This window comes from Marivita geojedonensis, assembly GCF_002115805.1.
Taxonomy (GTDB): domain Bacteria; phylum Pseudomonadota; class Alphaproteobacteria; order Rhodobacterales; family Rhodobacteraceae; genus Marivita; species Marivita geojedonensis.
This window is the reverse complement of sequence record NZ_JFKC01000021.1, coordinates 52,940-73,053: the sequence shown is the minus strand read 5'-3', so window position 1 is coordinate 73,053 and position 20,114 is coordinate 52,940. Positions and strand designations below refer to the sequence as shown.

18 protein-coding genes, 1 tRNA gene and 1 pseudogene are annotated in these 20,114 nt (G+C 59.2%); 13 read left to right on the top strand and 7 right to left on the bottom strand.

The features are described from left to right. A pseudogene (locus MGEO_RS16805) lies at positions 1-306 on the bottom strand (oxidoreductase); the annotation flags it as partial. 72 nt (positions 307-378) lie between these two features. Here MGEO_RS16805 and MGEO_RS16800 point away from each other — a divergent pair. The 4 genes from MGEO_RS16800 to MGEO_RS16785 all read left to right on the top strand — a co-directional run bounded on the left by MGEO_RS16800 (position 379) and on the right by MGEO_RS16785 (position 3,954). Next, a tRNA-Gly gene (locus MGEO_RS16800) sits at positions 379-452 on the top strand. Positions 453-585: 133 nt separating this feature from the next. Next, complete coding sequence (locus MGEO_RS16795) at positions 586-2,385, top strand: ABC transporter transmembrane domain-containing protein (protein WP_085640477.1); 1,800 nt, start codon at positions 586-588, stop codon at positions 2,383-2,385. A 96-nt stretch (positions 2,386-2,481) separates the two neighbouring features. Beyond that, the gene (locus MGEO_RS16790) at positions 2,482-3,432 is read left to right on the top strand and encodes an NAD(P)-dependent oxidoreductase (RefSeq protein WP_085640475.1); all 951 of its coding nucleotides are present in this window, start codon (positions 2,482-2,484) and stop codon (positions 3,430-3,432) included. A gap of 45 nt (positions 3,433-3,477) precedes the next feature. After that, positions 3,478-3,954, top strand: coding sequence for a hypothetical protein (locus tag MGEO_RS16785; RefSeq protein WP_085640473.1), 477 nt, complete (start codon positions 3,478-3,480; stop codon positions 3,952-3,954). Positions 3,955-3,957: 3 nt separating this feature from the next. On the opposite strand, the gene MGEO_RS16780 is transcribed toward MGEO_RS16785, so the two are convergent. Genes MGEO_RS16780 through MGEO_RS16770 form a run of 3 tightly spaced genes read right to left on the bottom strand, consistent with a single transcriptional unit; the run spans position 3,958 to position 6,826 of the window. After that, complete coding sequence (locus tag MGEO_RS16780; RefSeq protein ID WP_085640471.1) at positions 3,958-4,743, bottom strand: TadE/TadG family type IV pilus assembly protein; 786 nt, start codon at positions 4,741-4,743, stop codon at positions 3,958-3,960. Then, positions 4,743-5,282, bottom strand: a complete 540-nt coding sequence (locus tag MGEO_RS16775; RefSeq protein ID WP_085640469.1) for a TadE/TadG family type IV pilus assembly protein — start codon at positions 5,280-5,282, stop codon at positions 4,743-4,745. The genes MGEO_RS16780 and MGEO_RS16775 overlap by 1 nt, the downstream gene beginning before the upstream one ends. Further along, positions 5,279-6,826: a Tad domain-containing protein gene (locus MGEO_RS16770; RefSeq protein ID WP_158091036.1), complete on the bottom strand. Its 1,548-nt coding sequence runs from the start codon at positions 6,824-6,826 to the stop codon at positions 5,279-5,281. The genes MGEO_RS16775 and MGEO_RS16770 overlap by 4 nt, the downstream gene beginning before the upstream one ends. Before the next feature lie 412 nt (positions 6,827-7,238). Here MGEO_RS16770 and MGEO_RS16765 point away from each other — a divergent pair, with 412 nt between their 5' ends. From MGEO_RS16765 to MGEO_RS16740, 6 genes are all read left to right on the top strand, one after another. Continuing rightward, the gene (locus tag MGEO_RS16765) at positions 7,239-8,675 is read left to right on the top strand and encodes a Glu/Leu/Phe/Val family dehydrogenase (RefSeq protein WP_085640465.1); all 1,437 of its coding nucleotides are present in this window, start codon (positions 7,239-7,241) and stop codon (positions 8,673-8,675) included. A gap of 67 nt (positions 8,676-8,742) precedes the next feature. After that, positions 8,743-9,045 carry a hypothetical protein gene (locus MGEO_RS16760; protein ID WP_085640463.1) on the top strand — a complete coding sequence of 101 codons (303 nt, stop codon included), beginning with the start codon at positions 8,743-8,745 and terminating at the stop codon, positions 9,043-9,045. Between the two features lie 75 nt (positions 9,046-9,120). After that, positions 9,121-11,067 (top strand): DNA primase, encoded by a 1,947-nt coding sequence (gene dnaG, locus MGEO_RS16755; RefSeq protein WP_085640461.1) that lies wholly within the window; start codon positions 9,121-9,123, stop codon positions 11,065-11,067. A gap of 112 nt (positions 11,068-11,179) precedes the next feature. Then, positions 11,180-13,162, top strand: a complete 1,983-nt coding sequence (gene rpoD / locus MGEO_RS16750; RefSeq protein ID WP_085640459.1) for an RNA polymerase sigma factor RpoD — start codon at positions 11,180-11,182, stop codon at positions 13,160-13,162. Between the two features lie 3 nt (positions 13,163-13,165). Next, the gene (locus tag MGEO_RS16745; RefSeq protein WP_085640457.1) at positions 13,166-13,444 is read left to right on the top strand and encodes an HlyU family transcriptional regulator; all 279 of its coding nucleotides are present in this window, start codon (positions 13,166-13,168) and stop codon (positions 13,442-13,444) included. A 21-nt stretch (positions 13,445-13,465) separates the two neighbouring features. Continuing rightward, a complete protein-coding gene (locus MGEO_RS16740) occupies positions 13,466-13,690 on the top strand; it encodes an RND transporter (protein ID WP_085640455.1) in 225 nt (74 codons plus the stop codon). A gap of 38 nt (positions 13,691-13,728) precedes the next feature. Here the strand turns inward: MGEO_RS16740 and yghX are convergent, their stop codons facing one another. Beyond that, complete coding sequence (gene yghX, locus MGEO_RS16735; RefSeq protein ID WP_085640453.1) at positions 13,729-14,634, bottom strand: YghX family hydrolase; 906 nt, start codon at positions 14,632-14,634, stop codon at positions 13,729-13,731. A 96-nt stretch (positions 14,635-14,730) separates the two neighbouring features. Here yghX and MGEO_RS16730 point away from each other — a divergent pair, with 96 nt between their 5' ends. From MGEO_RS16730 to ribD, 3 genes are all read left to right on the top strand, one after another. Beyond that, positions 14,731-15,135, top strand: a complete 405-nt coding sequence (locus MGEO_RS16730) for a secondary thiamine-phosphate synthase enzyme YjbQ (protein ID WP_085640452.1) — start codon at positions 14,731-14,733, stop codon at positions 15,133-15,135. 200 nt (positions 15,136-15,335) lie between these two features. Further along, the gene (gene nrdR / locus MGEO_RS16725) at positions 15,336-15,812 is read left to right on the top strand and encodes a transcriptional regulator NrdR (RefSeq protein ID WP_085640450.1); all 477 of its coding nucleotides are present in this window, start codon (positions 15,336-15,338) and stop codon (positions 15,810-15,812) included. Between the two features lie 33 nt (positions 15,813-15,845). Then, entirely contained in the window at positions 15,846-16,934 is a 1,089-nt protein-coding gene (ribD, locus tag MGEO_RS16720; protein ID WP_233139967.1) for a bifunctional diaminohydroxyphosphoribosylaminopyrimidine deaminase/5-amino-6-(5-phosphoribosylamino)uracil reductase RibD, read from the top strand. Here ribD and MGEO_RS16715 read toward each other — a convergent pair. Further along, entirely contained in the window at positions 16,910-18,934 is a 2,025-nt protein-coding gene (locus MGEO_RS16715; protein ID WP_233139965.1) for a capsular polysaccharide biosynthesis protein, read from the bottom strand. The genes ribD and MGEO_RS16715 overlap by 25 nt on opposite strands. A 6-nt stretch (positions 18,935-18,940) precedes the next feature. Next, positions 18,941-20,047, bottom strand: coding sequence for a polysaccharide biosynthesis/export family protein (locus MGEO_RS16710; protein ID WP_085640487.1), 1,107 nt, complete (start codon positions 20,045-20,047; stop codon positions 18,941-18,943). Between the last annotated feature and the right edge of the window lie 67 nt (positions 20,048-20,114).

Genomic DNA, 20,114 nt, shown 5'->3' with positions numbered 1-20,114 from the left:
GGTCACTTCAACAGCGTTGCGCACATCGTCTGCTGACAGCTCGGCAATGGGTCCGCGCACCCGGGCAGACGGATTATAAATCACGACCCGGGGCGCTTCAGGAAGACTGTCGAACAGGGCGGCCACAGCCTCTTCATCGGTGGCGTCGAGTTGCACCTCGCGCGCACCCAACGCCACTGCGAGTGGTCCCATCTTGTCCAAAGTTCTGGCAGCCAAGGTCAGCGCATAGTCGGGTGCAAGGTTGCGGGCCACTGAAGCAGAGAGCCCATCTCCCACTCCGATGATGACAGCATGCGGTTTGGTCATCGAAATTCCTCCCCCAGTGTTCAGCAGATACTTGACCTCCGAACGAGCATGAAATACCCCGTACCACGTTGAGCGGGCGTTGTGTAATGGTAAGACCTCAGCCTTCCAAGCTGATGATACGGGTTCGATTCCCGTCGCCCGCTCCAAGTTCTCTTCTTCAAGACATCTACGCCAACCTCGTTTAACGTGCGCGGCAAATTCGGCTTTTTGCTGCGTTCGGCTTGACCATCCTAGCTTGACCAATGTTTAAGCATGGCCAGCTAAAAAAACGGGAACCTGATGGCCGACGCGACACCTTTACCGGCGAAGAACGAGGAACGTCAAAAGTCCAAGAAGCTGGGCTCACTTGCGGCGCTCTGGCCCTTTGTCCTTCCGTATCGCACACTTATGTTTGCGGCGCTGTTTGCGTTGACTGCAACGGCGTGTGTCTCGCTTGTCCTGCCAATGGCCGTTCGCCGAGTGGTGGACAATTTCAATACCTCCGACGGCGCGTTGCTGGACCAGTATTTTGCGGCGGCCCTCGCGATTGCCGGGCTTTTGGCGGTCGGGACGGCGCTGCGATATGCGTTGGTGACGCGATTGGGCGAACGGGTTGTCGCCGATATCCGCAAGGCGGTTTTCGCGCGGGTGATCGGGTTGAGCCCGACGTTCTTCGAGCGGGTGATGACGGGCGAAGTTCTGAGCCGGATCACAACGGACACGACGCTGATCCTGAGTGTGATCGGGTCGTCCATCTCGATCGCGCTGCGCAATGTGCTGATCTTCTTCGGCGGCATGCTCCTGATGCTGTTCACCTCGGCCAAGCTGACCGGGATGGTGCTTCTGATCGTGCCAGCGGTCGTCGTGCCGATCCTGATACTGGGCCGGAAAATGCGGAAGCTCAGCCGCGAGAATCAGGATTGGATCGCGGCATCTTCGGGCAATGCCTCCGAGGCGCTTCTGTCGGTGCAGACTGTGCAAGCCTTTACGCATGAAGAGATTTCGCGGCAGACGTTTTCGGAGGTGACCGAAAAGAGTTTCGATGCTGCCCGGCGTCGGATCTGGACGCGCGCACTCATGACAGCCATCGTCATCTTTCTGGTGTTCACCGGAATTGTGGGCGTGCTTTGGATCGGCGCAACGGATGTGCGCAGCGGGGCGATGAGCGCCGGCGCACTTGTGCAATTCGTGATCTATTCCGTGATGGTGGCCGGGTCGGTCGCTGCCCTGTCCGAAATCTTCGGAGAGCTGCAGCGCGCGGCGGGGGCGACCGAGCGTTTGGTCGAACTGCTTCATGCCGAGGACACGGTAACGGACCCTGCGACACCGGCGTCGCTGCCGGAACCTGTAAGGGGCGAAATCACCTTTGAGGATGTTCATTTCGCCTATCCGAGCCGCCCCGGCGTGGCGGCCTTGGACGGTGTCAATCTGCGGATCGAACCTGGTGAAACAATTGCTGTCGTCGGGCCGAGCGGGGCAGGGAAGACCACGATCATTCAGTTGATCCAGCGGTTCTATGACCCCGATTCTGGGGCTGTGTGTCTCGATGGTATGCGGATTGATGCGCTGAACCGCGACGATTTCCGCAAACACATTGCGCTGGTGCCTCAGGACCCGGTGATCTTTGCGGCATCTACCCGTGAGAATATCCGTTTCGGTCGTCCCGACGCGACGGATGCCGAAATCGAAATGGCAGCTCAGGCGGCTGCGGCGCACGAGTTTATCACGGCTCTCCCGGACGGGTATGACAGCTGGCTTGGCGAACGCGGTGTGATGCTGTCCGGGGGCCAGAAACAGCGTATCGCAATTGCACGCGCCATTCTCCGGGACGCTCCGGTACTTCTGTTGGACGAAGCAACCAGCGCGCTTGACGCAGAAAGCGAACGTGCCGTGCAACGCGCCGTCGACGAGCTTTCGGAGGGCCGGACGACGGTGATCGTGGCGCATCGTCTGGCGACGGTAAAAAAAGCCGACCGCATTATCGTGATGGATCAGGGGAAGATCGTGGCCATGGGCGCCCATGATGCGCTGGTGTCCGAGGATGGCCTTTACGCGCGGCTTGCGCGTTTGCAGTTCACCGACGGTATGGCTGCCGAATAGAAATTTCCGTCACAGCGTCAAACGTGTCGGTTTTGGCCATGACAGGTCCGGATCGGCAACGTCACCTTGGTCGAAAGAAAGATCAGGGAGACCGCGATGCAGGTTGGATTCGTAGGATTGGGGGCCGTGGGGGCCAAGCTGGCGGGGACGCTGGCGCGCAATGGGGTAGACCTGACGGTATTTGACCTTGATCCGGCACGGATGGCGCTGTTGACCAGCCAAGGGGCAAAGCCGGGAGAGTCCGCAGCCCGGATGATGCGCGAATGCGATGTCGTCATCACCAGCCTTCCCAGCCCGGCGGCATCGCAGGCCGTGCTCGACCAACTGTTGCCCGAGATCCACGAGGGAAAGATCTGGATCGAAATGTCGACAACCGATCCTGAGGCGATCAGGGCGCAGGCCAAAGCGGTTCAGGACAGGGGCGGACGGGCGGCGGACTGCCCGGTTTCAGGCGGATGCCATCGCGCGGCGACCGGGAATATATCGATTTTTGCAGGCTGTGATCGCCCCACATTCGAGGCCGTTCTGCCGCTTCTGACGTATATGGGCCGCCGCGTGTTGCATACCGGTGACGTGGGTAGTGCGTCGGTGCTTAAGGTCATGACGAATTACCTCGCGACCGTGCATCTGGTCAGCCTTTGTGAGGCAATGACCACAATGGCGGCGCAGGGGATGGACCTTGCCACGACCTATGAGGCGATCAAGGCGTCGTCCGGGAATTCCTTTGTGCACGAAACAGAAAGCCAGCTGATCCTGTCCGGCAACCGGGACGTGGATTTCACGCTGGATCTCGTCCTCAAGGACATTGGCCTGTTTCAGGCGTTGGCGGATGCGAAGCAGGTGCCTCTTGAGCTGTCTCCCAAGCTGATCGAGATCGTCAAGGATGGTCAGGCGCGGTATGGAGACCGGGCGCAGTCGGATCGGTTGATCGAGCGTCTGGAGGAGGCGACCGGATTGTCGATCACGGCTCCGGGCTTTCCGACGGAGCTAATAGATGACGAACCCGAGGAACGGGGCAGCGAGGTGTTCCGCACGGTCTCGCCTTAATCCGGGGAATGCGCTATCGGCGTCTCTGAAGATGGGAGAGACGCCATGCGTGAAGACATTCTTGCAGAATTGGACCCGAGCGGACCGCGGAGGTGGCTTGCGGTTGCGCTCTTGCTGTCACTCGGTGGGCTGGTGCTGTACCTGGCGTTCGCGCAGCCGCCGGCAAGCCTGCTGTGGCAGATCTTCCTGATCGGGATGGGGTTGTTTTCCCTTTGGTTTGCCCATCGCCTGCAAATGGCGACGACTCGGAAGCTCTGGCTGACCAAAGAGGCGTTGATGGACAGCGATGGTACCGTTCTCGCCCGGGTCGAAGATATCGTCGCTGTCAATCGCGGGATGCTGGCGTTGAAACCTTCGAACGGTTTCATGCTTCAATTGAAAAACCCGGCCCCACGTGAGTGGCAGCCGGGTTTGTGGTGGCGTTTGGGGCGCCGGGTTGCTGTGGGCGGGGTGACCCCTGGAAGTCAGGCCCGCCCGATGGCTGATGTCATCGCTGTGATGATCGCCCGGCGTGAGGCATAAGGATCAGGCGCTAGACTGTTTGCCTTTGCCGTTGCTAGTGGTTGTGGTTCCCGAGCAGTCAGCGCTTTTGTCACCCTCGTCGGCGTTCTCCGCGTTGTTGGTGCAGAGCGATCCGCCCGGAGCATCGTCGTCGCCGTTGCCCCAGCCGTTGTTCTGCCAGGTCTTGTCGGAACCGTCATTGATCCCTTCGAAGATTACCTGCGGCGCGAAACGGGGACGGGTGAACGAATAGGTCGAGATGTCGAAGGCATCTAGAGGTGTGAGGTTGAGCAACGGGTTGTACCAGTCGCGTGTCTCGACGAGGATGGTCTGGTCACCCGGCGCGAGCAACGGAAGCTGCGCAACGCTTGCGTCGATATCGGCCTGTGTCAGTTCAGGCCAGTCGCCGCGGGCTTTGGACCACACCAGATCGTAGGATCCATTGTTGTTGCCGTTGTCGTTCCCAGAGTTGTTGCTGTCTTTGCCATTGCCGTTACCGTTCACGTTGTACTGAACGATGGTGATCCGAAGGTCGACATCGTCGCCCTGTGCCTGCGCCAGATGGAGCAGAAGATTCTGGGCATTGTCGATGTAGCTCTCGTCGAGGATTTCCGTTTCACGCGAAACGATATCGCCGATGGTGTAGTTGGCTTTCTGGTTGATGGTCTGCTGACGCATCACGTCGAAATACACCCAGGAGGCCGCGAAGATTACGAGCAGAGCGGGCAGCAGGATCAGAACTTCGACCGTGATGTCGCCCTTCTCGTCGCGGCTGAACCGCGACAGGAGGTTTTTGATACGAGTAGTCATTAGTAGGGCTCCTGAACAAAGGCCGCAAAGGACACGAGGGCTGCATAGCCTTGGGAGTCTTTGGGCATGGCGGCTGCAAGGGCACCGGTCGGAGCGATCGGCTTGTACTTGTAGCACGCGCGGAGGAACATCAGTTCGTTCGGCTGACCGGGATCGAACTGGCGAAGCGGACGGACCGGCTCTGCAGCGTCCTGGCAATCGGCCATACGCGGCGGTTCGGACCAGTCACGCAGGCTGAGCGGGATCATCTCCAGCCGCAGCATGGCTTCACAGTCGGACAGAACGGTCGAGTTCTCGCAGATCATCTGCTTGAGCGTGTCATGGTCAAGGTTCTCACCCGTTCCAAGACGGACCTCCCGAACAGTCGCATCCAGTCCACGTTCCAGTTGTGTATGGCGCACAGACAGGGCTGCGATTTCCAGGCTGGCCACCATGATGGCGACCATCAGAGGCATCCAGAGAACGAAGGGGACCAGATAGGCCGAGCCGCTTTCGTCGCGAAGGAAGCCGCGGAGTTTTTTGAATTCAAACCGCATCATTGTGTCAACCTCAGCTGGTTAATGGTCCGGGCAATCGAGTTGAACGCGTCAGAGATCTCGAGTCCTTCGACCGGGAAGTAATGGGCTGGCGAGGATGCGCAGTCGCGCATTGCTTCCTGACCTTCGTCAGGGGCCTCGAAGCCGATGGCAAAGACGGTGATGTCCGCGTCGCGTGCCTGGGCACAGATGTTGGACAGACGCTCATCCGCCTCGTTGCCGGTCACGATGGGTTCGTAGGCGTAGTACGCGTTGTAGTATTCGTTATACGACACGTAGCCATCGTAGTATGGCGTGCGGAAGAATTTCTGACCGAAGGCACGGGTGCCCCAGCGCGCAAAGACTTCCGCATTGCTCATCTGCACCGCATCGGAACCGTCATCCGGCTCGTTCTGATACCGCATGCTCAGAGCATTGTTCCGCTCGTGATCCCAGTAATACACGTCATTTGATGTACCACTTACATCGTTGACCAAGTGCGAGAACCGATCATTTGTCGGATCGTTGTCGCCCTGATCATCGATCCAGATGTTCGACATGCCGCTGGCGTATTCGGGTGCCAGGTCATACTGGGTCGTGTTCATGCCGTCGGTCATGACAACCGCGATCTTTAGCGCGTCGGGCGAATCATATGCTGCGGGCCGGCCTGCGGCTTCGGCAATGATGTGACCGTCAGAGATCATCGCGTTGATCGCCGGGCGGGCCGACGGATCGAGCAGGGCAACGCCCCACTTCATGCCGAGGTCGATTGCGGTGTTGCCACCTGCACCAAGGCTTGCGATGTGCGCGACCAGCTCATCTTCGTCCGCGCTGTGCGCGATGATCGAACCATACTCATCGACCGGGCACCACGAATACGGAGTCTCCGTCGTGTTCACGTCGAGGCTGTACGGATCGAAATGCGAAAGGCGCTGAAGCGTTTCCGACGGCGAGATGCCGCGCGAATAGAAGTCTTCGTCCGGGAAGATCGCACAATCGGAAACGTCATGCTCGTCGGACAGCGTGTAGTATTCCGACACAACCGGACCAAGGTTCACGGTCGCGTTATAGGGAATGATGCTGATCGTCGTCAGTCCGGTGTCGTCCTCGTCGATGACGGTCTCGACAAACTCTGTCGCAGCCGTGCGCAGGTTTTCGATCTTCTGGTTCGCGCCCATGGAGCCCGAGATGTCCAGAATCAGCGAGATCTCGATATTCGAGATACGCTCTTCCGCCTGCGATGCCGCTGTCGCCTGCAATTGATCGATGCCGATCATCTGCAGGAAGTTCGCAGGGAAGATGCTCTGCGATTCAGCTGTCACGGTTTTGTAGTTCAGCCCCGTGGAGACCGACACGCTTGTGCTTGCGCCGTCCATGTTCATCTTAGTCAGGAAGTCCTGAACGACAAGTTCAGGATCCAGACGCTGCTCAAGGTCAGCAGCGGAAAGCACGGCGCGGTCCAGTGTGTTCTGGAGGCGGGTACGTTCCAGTTCGGCATGGATCATGTCGATCCCTACGCCGCCGAATACCATCATCATCACCGACCCGGCGATCGCCAGGAAAGACATGTTGCCATCGGTTTCTTGGGAGAATCGGGTCAGGGTTGTGGCCACGCTTGACCGCAACTTGGATTTCTTCCGTTTCCCGACCGGAACCTTTGGCAGAAGGTTGCTTGATCCGATCATTTGTTACCTCTCTCCCGCCATTTCGGACGGTCTGACACCCCACTTCGATGTTTGCAGAAATGAAGGCGAAAGGCGGCGGGATTAGGGCAGCAAATGTGAAAAAATTTGGGAGTGTCTTGATTTATAAGAATAATTCACGGTGTTTTGGCCTTATTGATGACAGACCTGAAACAGTCGGCCGAAATCGCCCAATTCGTTCGGCTCAAAAGTCGACACAAAGACGTGCGAAGTTAACCAAGCTGTCATAGGCTGATCGTTAATAACGGGCAAAGACCCACATCACCGGGAGGGACACATGAGCACGATACCTGCTAATGAACCGACGTTTCGGGAGTCAGTCGATCTGATGTTCAACCGCGCCGTTGCGCTGATGGACCTTCCGCCTGGCCTTGAGGAAAAGATCCGCGTCTGCAACGCCACCTACACCGTTCGGTTTGGCGTCCGGCTGCGCGGGCAGATCAAAACCTTCACCGGCTACCGTTCTGTTCACTCCGAACATATGGAACCCGTTAAAGGCGGCATCCGTTTTGCAATGTCTGTCAATCAGGACGAGGTTGAGGCGCTGGCTGCGCTGATGACATATAAATGCGCACTGGTCGAAGCGCCGTTCGGTGGGTCCAAGGGTGGCTTGCGTATCGATCCGCGCGAATATGACGAGTACGAGATGGAGCAGATCACCCGCCGATTTGCATATGAATTGGCAAAACGTGACCTGATCCACCCCGCTCAGAACGTCCCAGCCCCGGATATGGGCACAGGGGAACGCGAAATGGCATGGATCGCCGATCAGTATGCGCGGATGAATACGACCGATATCAACGCGCGCGCCTGCGTGACCGGCAAACCGCTTAACAACGGCGGGATCTCAGGGCGGGTCGAGGCGACAGGGCGCGGGGTGCAATATGCGCTGCGCGAATTCTTCCGCCACCCCGAAGACGTCAAGGCGGCCGGATTGACCGGCAAACTCGACGGCAAGCGGGTTGTCGTGCAGGGCCTGGGCAACGTGGGTTTCCACGCTGCGAAGTTTCTGCGCGATGAAGATGGGTGCAAGATCATCGGCATCATCGAAAGGGATGGCGCACTCTTCAACGAGAACGGACTGGACGTCGATGCCGTGCGCGAATGGATCGTCAAGCATGATGGCGTCAAGGGTTTCCCGGATGCCGCACACACCGCCGAAGGAGCGAGCGTTCTGGAGGCGGATTGTGACATCCTGATCCCGGCTGCGCTTGAAGGGGTGATCAACCTGACCAATGCCGACCGGATCAAGGCCCCGCTGATCATCGAGGCTGCGAATGGTCCGATAACGGCGGGGGCGGACGATATCCTTCGCGCCAAGGGTACGGTGGTCATACCTGACATGTATGCCAACGCGGGCGGTGTGACGGTTTCCTATTTTGAGTGGGTCAAGAACCTCAGCCACATCCGGTTTGGACGTATGCAGCGCCGTCAGGAAGAAGCGCGGCACCAGCTTGTCATCGACGAATTGCAGCGACTTGACGACATGCTGGGCGATGCATGGTCGATGACCCCAAACTTCAAGGAAAAGTATCTGCGTGGCGCCGATGAGCTTGAACTGGTGCGCTCTGGCCTCGATGACACGATGCGGATTGCCTACCAATCAATGCGCGACGTTTGGCACGGGCGCGACGATGTGCAGGACCTTCGGACCGCAGCATACATCGTGTCGATCGAAAAGGTTGCGGCCAGTTACAGGGCTAAGGGGCTCTGATTGGTGACATTGCGGATTGGCTGGGCTAGGTGTTTCACATCTGACCCGGCCAATTCAAGAGGACCCCATGATCCGAACAGCCGTCGCAACAACCGCCCTGATCCTGAGCCTGTCCGTTCCGGTCCAAGCGCAGGTGGATGATGCGGAGTGCCGCAAACAGGGTCAGATCGCGACCAATATCATGGCCGAACGCAAGAACGGATCCAACGCCCGCCGTGCGGAGCGGCGGGTTATTCGAGCCTTGCCTGCAGACTCCAAAAACTACGAAGTCGCCATCCCGGCACTCGTCGAATGGATCTACAGCCTGCCGGAAGATCAACTGACCGCAGAGGTCAGCAACGCTCTGTATCAGGCCTGCCTGCAACAGTAGTTCCAACTGCATTTCGCGGCATTCCCGGAACACCGTCCACTGGACTCTCGCACGGCCAGACCCGATATTGTGGGGATGAGCCTGCCACCCAATTTTCTGGATGAACTGCGCACCCGCACCAGCCTGTCCCAGGTGGTGGGGCGGAAGGTTTTGTGGGATACGCGCAAGTCCAATCAGGCCAAGGGCGACATGTGGGCGCCGTGCCCGTTTCATCAGGAAAAATCGGCCAGTTTCCACGTCGATGACCGCAAGGGATATTATTATTGCTTCGGCTGCCACGCCAAGGGCGATGCGATCTCCTTTGTCCGCGAGACCGAGAATGTCGGCTTCATGGAAGCCGTCGAGATCCTTGCGACCGAGGCAGGTATGCATATGCCTGCCCGAGACCCCAAGGCACAGGAAAAGGCAGATCACCGCACTAAGCTCGTCGAGGTTATGGAGCAGGCTGTTCGGTTTTATCGCCTTCAACTGCGCAGCGGGGCCGGATCGGAAGCCCGGGACTACCTGTCCCGCCGTGGGCTCGATGACGCCACACAGGACCGGTTCACCATTGGTTTCGCACCTTCGGGCTGGCAGACGCTGTGGGATCATCTGACCGGGCAGGGTGTCGCCCCCGAACAGATACTCGAAACGGGTTTGGCCAAGCCGTCGCAAAAGGGCGGCAAGCCATACGACACGTTCCGCAATCGCATCATGTTCCCGATCCGCGATGCCCGCGACCGGACCATTGCGTTTGGTGGCCGGGCGATGGACCCAAACGACAATGCGAAATACCTCAACAGCCCGGAGACGCCGCTCTTCGACAAAAGCCGCACACTCTACAATCAAGGCCCGGCGCGCGAGGCAGCCGGCAAGGGCCAGCCCTTGGTCGTGGCCGAAGGCTACATGGATGTCATTGCCCTTTCATCGGCTGGTTTCGAAGCGGCGGTGGCCCCCCTTGGGACCGCTGTGACGGACGTCCAGCTTCAGATGCTTTGGCGCATCACGGACGAACCGATCATGGCGCTGGACGGTGACAAGGCCGGTCTGAACGCAGCCTATCGTGTGATCGACACCGCTTTGCCATTGCTTGAAGCTGGGAAGTCGCTGCGCTTTGTTCTGTTGCCCGAAGGCAAGGATCCGGATGACCTCATCCGGTCCGAAGGCCGCGATGCGATGCGTTCACTCCTGGCCTCGGCTCAGCCGATGGTGCAGCTTCTCTGGCGACGGGAAACGGAAGGCCGGGTCTTTGACAGCCCCGAACGGAAGGCTGCGCTGGACAAGACCCTGCGTGAGAAAATCCGAACCATTCAGGATCCATCTCTGCGCAGCCATTACGGCGAGGAAATCAAGCAGCTGCGTTGGGAACTCTTCAGAGGGTCATCGAAGGCGACCACGTCGGGCACGCGGTCACGTGGCTTTGGCCAGCCACAAAAGCCATCCGAGGGCGCACGCGCCTCGGTGCTCGTTTCGGGGGGCAAGGATGTAGAGGTCCGGCTTCGCGAGGCAGTCATTCTTGCCGCGCTGATCACCGCCCCCGATCTGATCCCGGAATTCGAGACGCAGCTTGAAGCTATGGTCTGTGTCGATCAGGATCATGCGGCGTTGCGGGACAGCCTTCTGCGAAACGCGGCGCTTGGGGCAGAGGACATCCGTGCCGCTGCTGATGCGAGTGTCGGCACCGATGCCCTTGAAATGCTGTGCCGTACACGCCATGTCGCGATCACGCCGTGCTTGCGCAAGCCCGGAGATCGCGAGTTGGCACGTCAGACAATCACGGAAGAATTTGCGAAACTCGAAGCCGGAAACGGGCTTGATGCTGAAATCGCGGAGGCTGCCGAAGACCTTTACGGGGCCGCTGACGAAACGCTCACATGGCGATTGAGCCAAGCGGCACAGGCACGGCAATCTGCGCAGCGGGCGCAGTCCGAAGACAAGACCGAATACGATCTGGGTCCGAACGGGGCCCCGATCAGCCGAGAAGAACGCAGCGCGTTTGCTGCTTTGATGGAAACCATTCGCTTCGATAAACCCCGGAGATAACGGTGTTTTGCTAAGGAAAGCGTAAACGAAACAGGGTAAACGGGTGTGCGAATCACTAATTCGCGCTAATGATTCGGGTCAAACGAATCGCCCCGCCTCGACAGGAGCATCCATGGCCGCCAAAGATAACGACGACGCCAAGACCGAAGACCGCGAGGAAGATGTCAGCCTCGATATGAGCCAGGCCGCGGTCAAGAAGATGATCGCCGACGCCCGGGAACGCGGCTACATCACATACGATCAGCTGAACGAAGTGCTGCCGCCGGATCAGGTCAGTTCCGACCAGATCGAAGACGTGATGTCGATGCTCTCTGAAATGGGCATTCAGGTTACCGAGGAAGACGAAGAGTCCGACGATGACGACAAGGGCACAACCGACCTTGTCCAGACTCAGAAGCCGGGTGAAATCACTCTATCCTCGGGCACAACCGAAAAGCTGGACCGGACAGACGATCCGGTGCGCATGTATCTGCGCGAAATGGGCAGCGTTGAACTGCTCAGCCGCGAAGGTGAAATCGCCATTGCGAAGCGGATCGAAGCCGGCCGCAACACGATGATCGCCGGGCTTTGCGAAAGCCCACTGACTTTTCAGGCCATCACAATCTGGCGGGAGGAACTTCTGAGTGAAGACATCCTGCTGCGCGACGTAATCGATCTCGAGACCACCTTCGGCAACCAGATGGGCGATGAAGAAGAGGTTGCCGCGCCCGTTGTCAGCGACAGTGATGCGCCTTCCGACAGGAAGTCTGAAGATACGCAGGAACTTGATGCAGACGGCAACCCGATTGCCCGTGACGATGATGACGAAGACGACGAACAGGCGAACATGTCGCTTGCAGCGATGGAAACGGCGCTCAAACCGCGTGTTCTCGAAACGCTGGATCGCATCGCACAGGACTATGAAGAGCTGTCCAGCATGCAGGACAGCCGGATTTCGGCCACTCTGAATGAGGATGGATCGTTCAGCGATGCGGATGAAGAGCGCTATCAGAAGCTGCGGTCCGAGATCGTGGAACTGGTGAATGAACTCCACCTGCACAACAACCGCATCGAGGCGCTGATTGACCAGCTTTACGGCATCAACAAGCGCATCATGTCGATCGACTCTTCAATGGTGAAGCTGGCCGACCAGGCCCGCATCAACCGCCGCGAATTCATCGACGCGTATCGCGGTCGCGAGCTTGACCCGAACTGGCTGGACGAAATGGCCGAAAAGTCGGGTCGCGGCTGGCAGATGTTCATTGAACGCTCGCTCGGCAAGGCCGAAGAACTGCGTGCCGACATGGCGCAGGTTGGGCAGTATGTGGGCCTCGACATCAGCGAATTCCGCCGCATTGTGGCACAGGTCCAGAAGGGCGAAAAAGAAGCCCGTCAGGCCAAGAAAGAGATGGTCGAGGCGAACCTGCGTCTCGTGATCTCCATCGCCAAGAAATACACCAACCGCGGTCTGCAGTTCCTCGACCTTATCCAGGAAGGCAACATTGGCCTGATGAAGGCGGTCGACAAGTTCGAATACCGCCGTGGTTACAAGTTCTCCACTTACGCGACATGGTGGATCCGTCAGGCAATCACCCGCTCCATCGCGGATCAGGCGCGCACCATCCGTATTCCGGTGCACATGATCGAAACGATCAACAAACTGGTCCGCACCGGTCGCCAGATGCTGCACGAAATCGGCCGCGAGCCGACGCCGGAAGAGCTGGCCGAAAAGCTGCAGATGCCGCTTGAGAAGGTCCGCAAGGTGATGAAGATCGCCAAGGAACCGATCAGCCTTGAAACGCCTATCGGTGATGAGGAAGACAGCCAGCTCGGTGATTTCATCGAGGACAAGAATGCCGTGCTGCCTTTGGACAGCGCCATTCAGGAAAACCTCAAGGAAACCACGACACGCGTTCTGTCGTCGCTTACTCCGCGCGAGGAACGGGTTCTGCGGATGCGTTTCGGTATCGGGATGAACACCGACCACACGCTGGAAGAGGTAGGTCAGCAGTTCAGCGTGACCCGCGAACGGATCCGTCAGATCGAAGCAAAGGCGCTGCGCAAGCTCAAGCACCCAAGCCGGTCCCGCAAACTGCGCAGCTTCCTGGACCAGTAAGGCATGTCCTTTCTCAAGAAACTCTTTGGCGGAGGCGGTGGAAGCTCACCGCCTTCAGCGCCCGCCGAGACACACAATGGCTACACCATCTACGCCGAACCGGTGAAAGAAGGGTCGACGTGGCGCATTGGCGCGCGCATCGAGAAAGAGATCGATGGAGAGCTCAAATCACATTTCATGATGCGGGCTGACACGCTGCAGAGCTTCGACGAAGCCGCCTCAGCATCCGTCAACAAGGCGCGTATGCTCGTGGATCAGCAGGGCGATACGATCTTCCGGTGATGTTGCAGATTGAGGTGTCGAATGACGCACTTGCGTAACATCCTTGATAGTACGTCTTGGACGCTTCTTCTGCTCGCCTGTGCAACACTTGGCCTCGCACCGTTTTTCCCCGAGTCTCATGTCTGGGAGAAGCTGAAGATGCTTTTCGCAGGTGACATGAGCCGCCCCATTGATGTTTTCGATTTCCTGTTCCATGGCTTCCCTTGGCTTCTTTTGGTGTTGAAAGCCGTTTTGCGGAAAGCCTGACAGGCACGAACATCGACCAACGGGGCGGTCGTTAAGCGTCAGACAAGGTGTTGGTTGAAGAACGTGATCGTTCGATCCCATGCCAGTTCTGCAGCCGTCTCATCGTATCGTGGGGTACTGTCGTTGTGGAACCCGTGGTTCACACCGGGATAGATATGCGCCGTGTGAGTTTTGCCGTGCTCTTTCAGCGCGGCCTCATACGCCGGCCACCCTTCGTTGATGCGTTCATCAAGCTCTGCGTACTGCAGCAGCAGCGGTGCCTGAATCTTGGGAACGTCTTCCGCTCTTGCCTGACGACCGTAGAATGGGACTGAAGCACCCAGTTCGGGATAGGCGACTGCCATCGCATTGCAGACACCGCCACCGTAGCAGAAGCCGACGCATCCGACTTTTCCGGTCGTGTCGCTGTGACCGGCCATGAATTCGTAGGCGGCGAAGAAGTCGTTCATGAGTTTCTCGCCATCGACGGTTCTCTGGAGCTCTCGACCTTCCGCATCGTTGCCGGGATAGCCGCCCACACTGCTCAACCCATCCGGAGCAAGTGCAATGAAACCCGCCTTTGCCACGCGGCGGGCGACGTCTTCGATATACGGGTTCAGCCCCCGGTTTTCGTGAATGACGACAACCGCTGGCGCAGGACCCGTCAGATTGGCTGGTTTCACCAGGTAACCCCGCACGTCGCCATGCCCGTTCGGGGACGGATAGGTGATATATTCCGGTGTGATATCCGGATCATTGAAATTGATCTGCTGTGCAAGTGCGTAGTTCGGGGACAACATTCCGAGCAGCGCCGCTGCCGTAAGCCCTCCGACTGCGAATTTGCCGGCACGGTCAAGGAATTCGCGCTTGGTGATCTGGCCGTGCGCGTAGAAGTCGTACAGCTCAAGCAGCTCCTGATCGAAGTCCTTGGCCGTCATTCGTTTCGGTGGCGTAATCTCGTTCATTGAAATACTCCCTGTGAGTCCATCTTCAGGCTTGAGGCGGCCTTATGTGGATGCAAAAAAGATAGTCCGCCCCACCTCCACGGGAAGTCGGTAAATATGCAGACCACCTTTCAGATTCACACAAGCGGCCCCGGCCTTTACGAATTCACGCGCGAGGTGGCGGACTGGGTCTCCGGGTCAGGCCTTCTGACTCTTTTCGTTCAGCACACATCTGCAAGCCTGCTGATCCAGGAAAACGCGGACCCCGAAGTGCGGACGGACCTGACCGAGTTCTTCCATCGGCTTGTTCCGCCGACCAGCGACCCGTCGATGTCATATCTGACCCACACATATGAGGGGCCGGACGACATGCCCGCCCACATCAAGGCAGCGATGCTGCCGGTCAGTCTGTCCATTCCGGTGAACAACGGTCGCCTGGCCCTGGGGACATGGCAGGGCATCTATCTGTTTGAACATCGGACCGCGCCGCATACCCGGCGCGTAGCGGCGCATCTGGCCTAACTTCCACGGCCTCAACGCTTTTTGGTGCGCCGTCTTGTGCCCTCAGCCACGCAGACATTGCCGGATGATGTATTCGCACCACCACAATTTGCGCTCTGAATTCCCCTCTACCCAAAACTTCGCGGCTCACCTATAGTGGCTGTGGATAAGTGGGAAAAACCCACAGTCAGAGGCAGAGACGAAAAAGAGGGGAACGGCCAATGCGCTGCCCGTTTTGCGGAAATATCGATTCACAGGTGAAAGACAGTCGTCCCGCAGAGGACCATGTCGCCATCCGGCGCAGACGCTTTTGCCCGGCCTGCGGTGGCCGTTTCACGACCTACGAACGGGTCCAGCTGCGTGACCTCGTTGTCATCAAATCAAACGGGCGGCGCGAGGATTTCGACCGCGACAAGCTCGAACGCTCCATTCGCATAGCGTTGCAGAAGCGACCCCTCGATCCTGAACGCATCGATCAGATGATTTCCGGGATTGTGCGGCGTCTGGAAAGCCTTGGTGAAACCGACATTCCGTCCAAACAGATCGGCGAGATTGTCATGGAAACGCTCGCCCGGATCGACACCGTGGCCTACGTGCGATTTGCAAGCGTGTACAAGAATTTCCAGGAAGCTGATGATTTCGACAAGTTCGTCAGTGAACTGCGTCCGGACAAAGACAAGCCCAAACCGGAAGAGTGACCCTGTCTGATGTGCCCGGATGATGCGCGCCATATGGACCGCGCGTTGGACCTGGGCCGACGCGTATTGGGTAATACCTGGCCCAATCCGGCCGTAGGATGCGTCATTGTCAGCGACGGCAGGATTGTTGGCGAAGGCTGGACGCAACCGGGCGGACGGCCTCACGCAGAACCTCAGGCGCTTGCTCAGGCTGGGGCGAAGGCGCGCGGTGCCACGGCCTATGTCACTCTGGAACCCTGCGCCCACCAGGGCCAGACACCGCCCTGCACGGATGCCCTGATCTCTGCCGGTGTCGCCCGCGTCGTGGCACCCTTTGCGGATACCGACCCACGCGTTTCGGGGCAGGGGTTTGCCAAGCTGCGCGAGGCCGGGATCGAAGTTGTCACCGGGATCGGTGACGAGGCGGCCGCCGAAGATCATGCGGGTTTTTTCACCCGTGTCGCGGAAGGCCGCCCATTGGTGACTCTCAAGCTCGCGACCAGCCTCGACGGGCGCATAGCCACCGCCAATGGTGACAGCCAGTGGATCACCGGCCCGGAAACGCGGGCCTATGTTCATCAGCTGCGCGCGTCGCATGACGCTGTGATGGTCGGTGCGGGAACGGTCCGGGCGGACGATCCGCTGTTGACGGTACGCGGTCTGGATGTACCGCAGCAACCGGTGCGGATCGTTGTTTCAAGACGGCTTGATTTGCCACACAACAGCCAGCTTGCCCGCACCACTTCGACGGCACCGGTCTGGCTTTGCCATGCGGCTGATGCCCATGAAGAGCACAAAGCCGCGTGGCAAAACGCTGAGGCGAAACTCCTTCAGGTACCCCTGGAAGGTCGACAGATCGATATCCCGGCGATGATGCAGACGCTGGGTCGGCAGGGCTTGACCCGCGTATTCTGTGAAGGTGGCGGAGAGTTGGCGGCAAGCCTTCTTGCTGCCGATGTTGTTGATCGGCTCGAGCTGCACATGGGCGGTGTGATTATCGGTGCTGAGGGGCGCCCCGCGCTTGGTGCACTTGGCCTCGACCGTCTGACAGATGCGCCGCGATTTGCCCTGCGGGCTGTCCGGCGGATTGGGGACGATGTCGTGCAAAGCTGGACGCGTCAGCGCCGCCAGATCCAGGAATAGCTTGCCAGAAGCCCTTGCGCTTTTGCGAGCAGTCGCAGGGATGACGGTTGCGCCGTCTTTCCCGAAATCAGCCGGTCCAGCGCAACCTCGACCGGGCAGGGCTGGCGGGTGACGGGATCGTAATAGCGCGGATAGTCGATCAGAGCCGCGTGCACCATTTGCTCCAGGCGCACCATCTGATCGCGGTGGTCCGGGATCGGGCACAGATCGGTCGTCAATCCCCACCCCGCGTAGAAGGGTACACCAAGCGTCGTAACGGGAACGCCGCGCAGAAGGGCCTCGAACCCGGTGAGTGAAGTCATGGTCCAGACCGCATCCACCTGCTCAAGCAGCGATGCCATGGAATGATCCGGCACGATATGGTCTGCCCAGCGTTCAGGGGTTTCGACCGAACCGGGCCGAAGTCCGGCAACAACATCGGGATGGGGCTTATACAGGATCATCGCGTCCGCATTGGCATCCCGCACGCGTGCCAACAGGGCGGCATTGGACTTGAGTTCCGGGCTTCCCAGAATGACCGAGGCATCGTCTTCGACCTGACCGGGAACAAGAATGACCGGTCGCCCCTCTGGGTCAGGGAGTGGCGCGTGTTCCTGTCCTGCGGCGTATTTCGTCACACCAGCCGCCACGATCCTGTCAATCAAGCGGCGCGCGCGGATCTGAGCATATTCAGGAAGCGATACGCTTTGCCTGATCAGCATTTCCAGGCGCGAGGGACGAGATGGATCGTAGTAAATCCCGATATCGTCCAGAACCAAAGACAAGGGCGGGGTCAGTTCTGCACCTAATCCCCGCGATCTCAGGAATCCGTCCTCCACGCGCCAGGGCGCACCTTTTTCCGAGGCGCCCCACGACATGAGCTTCGGGGTGTCGGACGGAACATTCCTGCAAAACCGCATCGGTTTGTGCTGTCCGAACAATGCCTGCATATGCGGCCGTTTCCATTGGCGGATGTTGTGCCCAACCCATCCATTCCGGTCTTCAGTCCAGGCGCGACGTGTAGCGGCGAGCGTGTCGATCACCCGACCCAGATCGCAAAGCCGATCCTCATAAGGGTCGTACCACACCGGAAATTTCATCATCGCCCCGGCAAACAATTGCGTCCGCGTGAGGCTGCGCTGCCGGCGTATGAATTGGTGTTCATCCTCGGTCAGGCCCCACCCCGCGTAGAACGGCGTGCCAAAAACCCTTGGCTTGTGCCCGGCGAGAATGGCCTCGAACCCCATCTGCGACGACAGGGTGTAGACCGCGATTGCACCTTCCAGCAGGTCCATTGGAGCAAGCTCTGCATCAATGAAGGAAATCCGCCCCTGTCCCTGTTCGGGGGTGTAGTGCCCCAACCGTTTCCCTGCACTGGTTTCCGGGTGCGTCCGGATCAGGATGCGGGCACCGGGGTGCTCTGTCTGGGCATAATAGAGCATCTCGGCAAACCGCGCTCTTGCCATGTCGGGGCCAGCAACCGATGCCAGAACAGACGCATCGCCTTCGACCTGATCAAGGACCAGAACATATCCCGGCTCTGGCAGGCTCAGCTGTGGATCGTAAGCACTGTATTTCGACAGACGCAGATCGCGCAGTCGGGTCATCTCGGTTCGGGCCTGGGCCAGCAATGCTGCGTCATCCAGCGGGTCCAGGATCAGCAGTGTTTCCAGATCCGAGGGGCGGGACGCATCGAAATGCAGCCCGGTCTGATCCAGCAGAAGCCCCAACGGTGGCTCCTGCGCAACCCGACCGGGGCGGAGGGACCGTAGGAAGGCGTCTTCTACCCGCAAGACCGGGGCATCCCGGCCCTCAGCCACCGACACACCGCGCTGGGCACTTGGCACATTGCCCCAGACACCGACCCAGTCGTCACCGGACGGTCGGCCTATCGACACCTGCCAGCCTGCCAGTGCCAGAATGCGTTTGATCCGGGCTTGGGTCAGAAACCCGGTATTGTAAACGCAAAGCCGCCGGAGAGAGTTCTCTCCGGCAGGCTGCAACGTGTCTTGGGGCGACACTCCGGATTACTCGCCGAGCGTTCCGCCAGTCGCTGCTGTCGTGAGGCCCTGCGCGCCACCAAGTGTACCGGTGATCGATGCGATGGTCCGGTTCCATTGTACGATCGGGGCTTCGGTGACGTAGATTGTGTCGCCGTCCCGGATCAGGAAATCGCGTGCCACGAAAAGGCCGTTCGGCTCGGTAAGGTCAAGCACGTAGATCAGGCGCTGTGCGCCCACCAGATCGTTGCGACCCAGAACAATGTTCGAAATCTCGGCCGGTTCGTTCCGGAAGACGAACACACCGGTCGGGTCTGCGGTCGTCGGACTCAGCCCGCCCAGTTGTGCCAGCGCTTCGACGAGCGACAGGGTCCGCGTGTCGAAGGTCAGCCGCGTCTGCGATCCGGCAGCCCCAAGCGCGGTGAAAGAACGCTGATCGGCTTCCACCAGAATACGGTCACCATCCCGCAGCGCGATATCGAGTTCGGGATTGTCATAAAGATCCTCAAACCAGATCGTTTCGCTTTGATTGCCCCGCGTCAGGGTGATCTGTGCAATTTCCGGAGACATGCCCACGCCGCCCGCGCTAGCCAGCATTGAGGCCAGCGTCCGCGTCGGTCGGGTGATTGGGAAGACACCCTGTGTTCCCGCCGATCCAAGGATCGAAACCGTGGCGCCGTCACCGGCCGTTCGGCGCACCTGAACCTGCGGATCGGGTGTCTGGTCTTCCAGCTTTTCCGTGATGATCCGGCGGATCGCCTCGGGTGTGTTGCCCGCTGCCTTGATCCGGCCAGCATAGGGAACAAAGATGAAGCCAGAACCATCCACCTGAACACTTTCCAAAATGGTTGCATTCGAGGCTTCGCCGGCCAGCAGGCCGTCATCGACGTTTTCCCAGATCGTCAGGCCGAGCGTGTCGCCGGGCCGGATGATGTCCGCGCTCTGAATGCTTGCATGGCGCAGCGTGTCAGAAAATCCAAGCGCCGGCACCACGGCGGTTGCTCGGGTGACCCGGTCGTTGACAGCCACGACAAACGCATCGCCTTCGCGCTGTACCGAGCCTGCAAAGATCTGATTCTTGGTCGGGCCAACACCGGGCAGACCACAGGATGCCAAAAATGATGCCGACAGCATCAATGCGATGGGTGCAACCCATCGGAACTTCGAAATGAACACTGCTCGGTCTCCTCGACCAGTTATT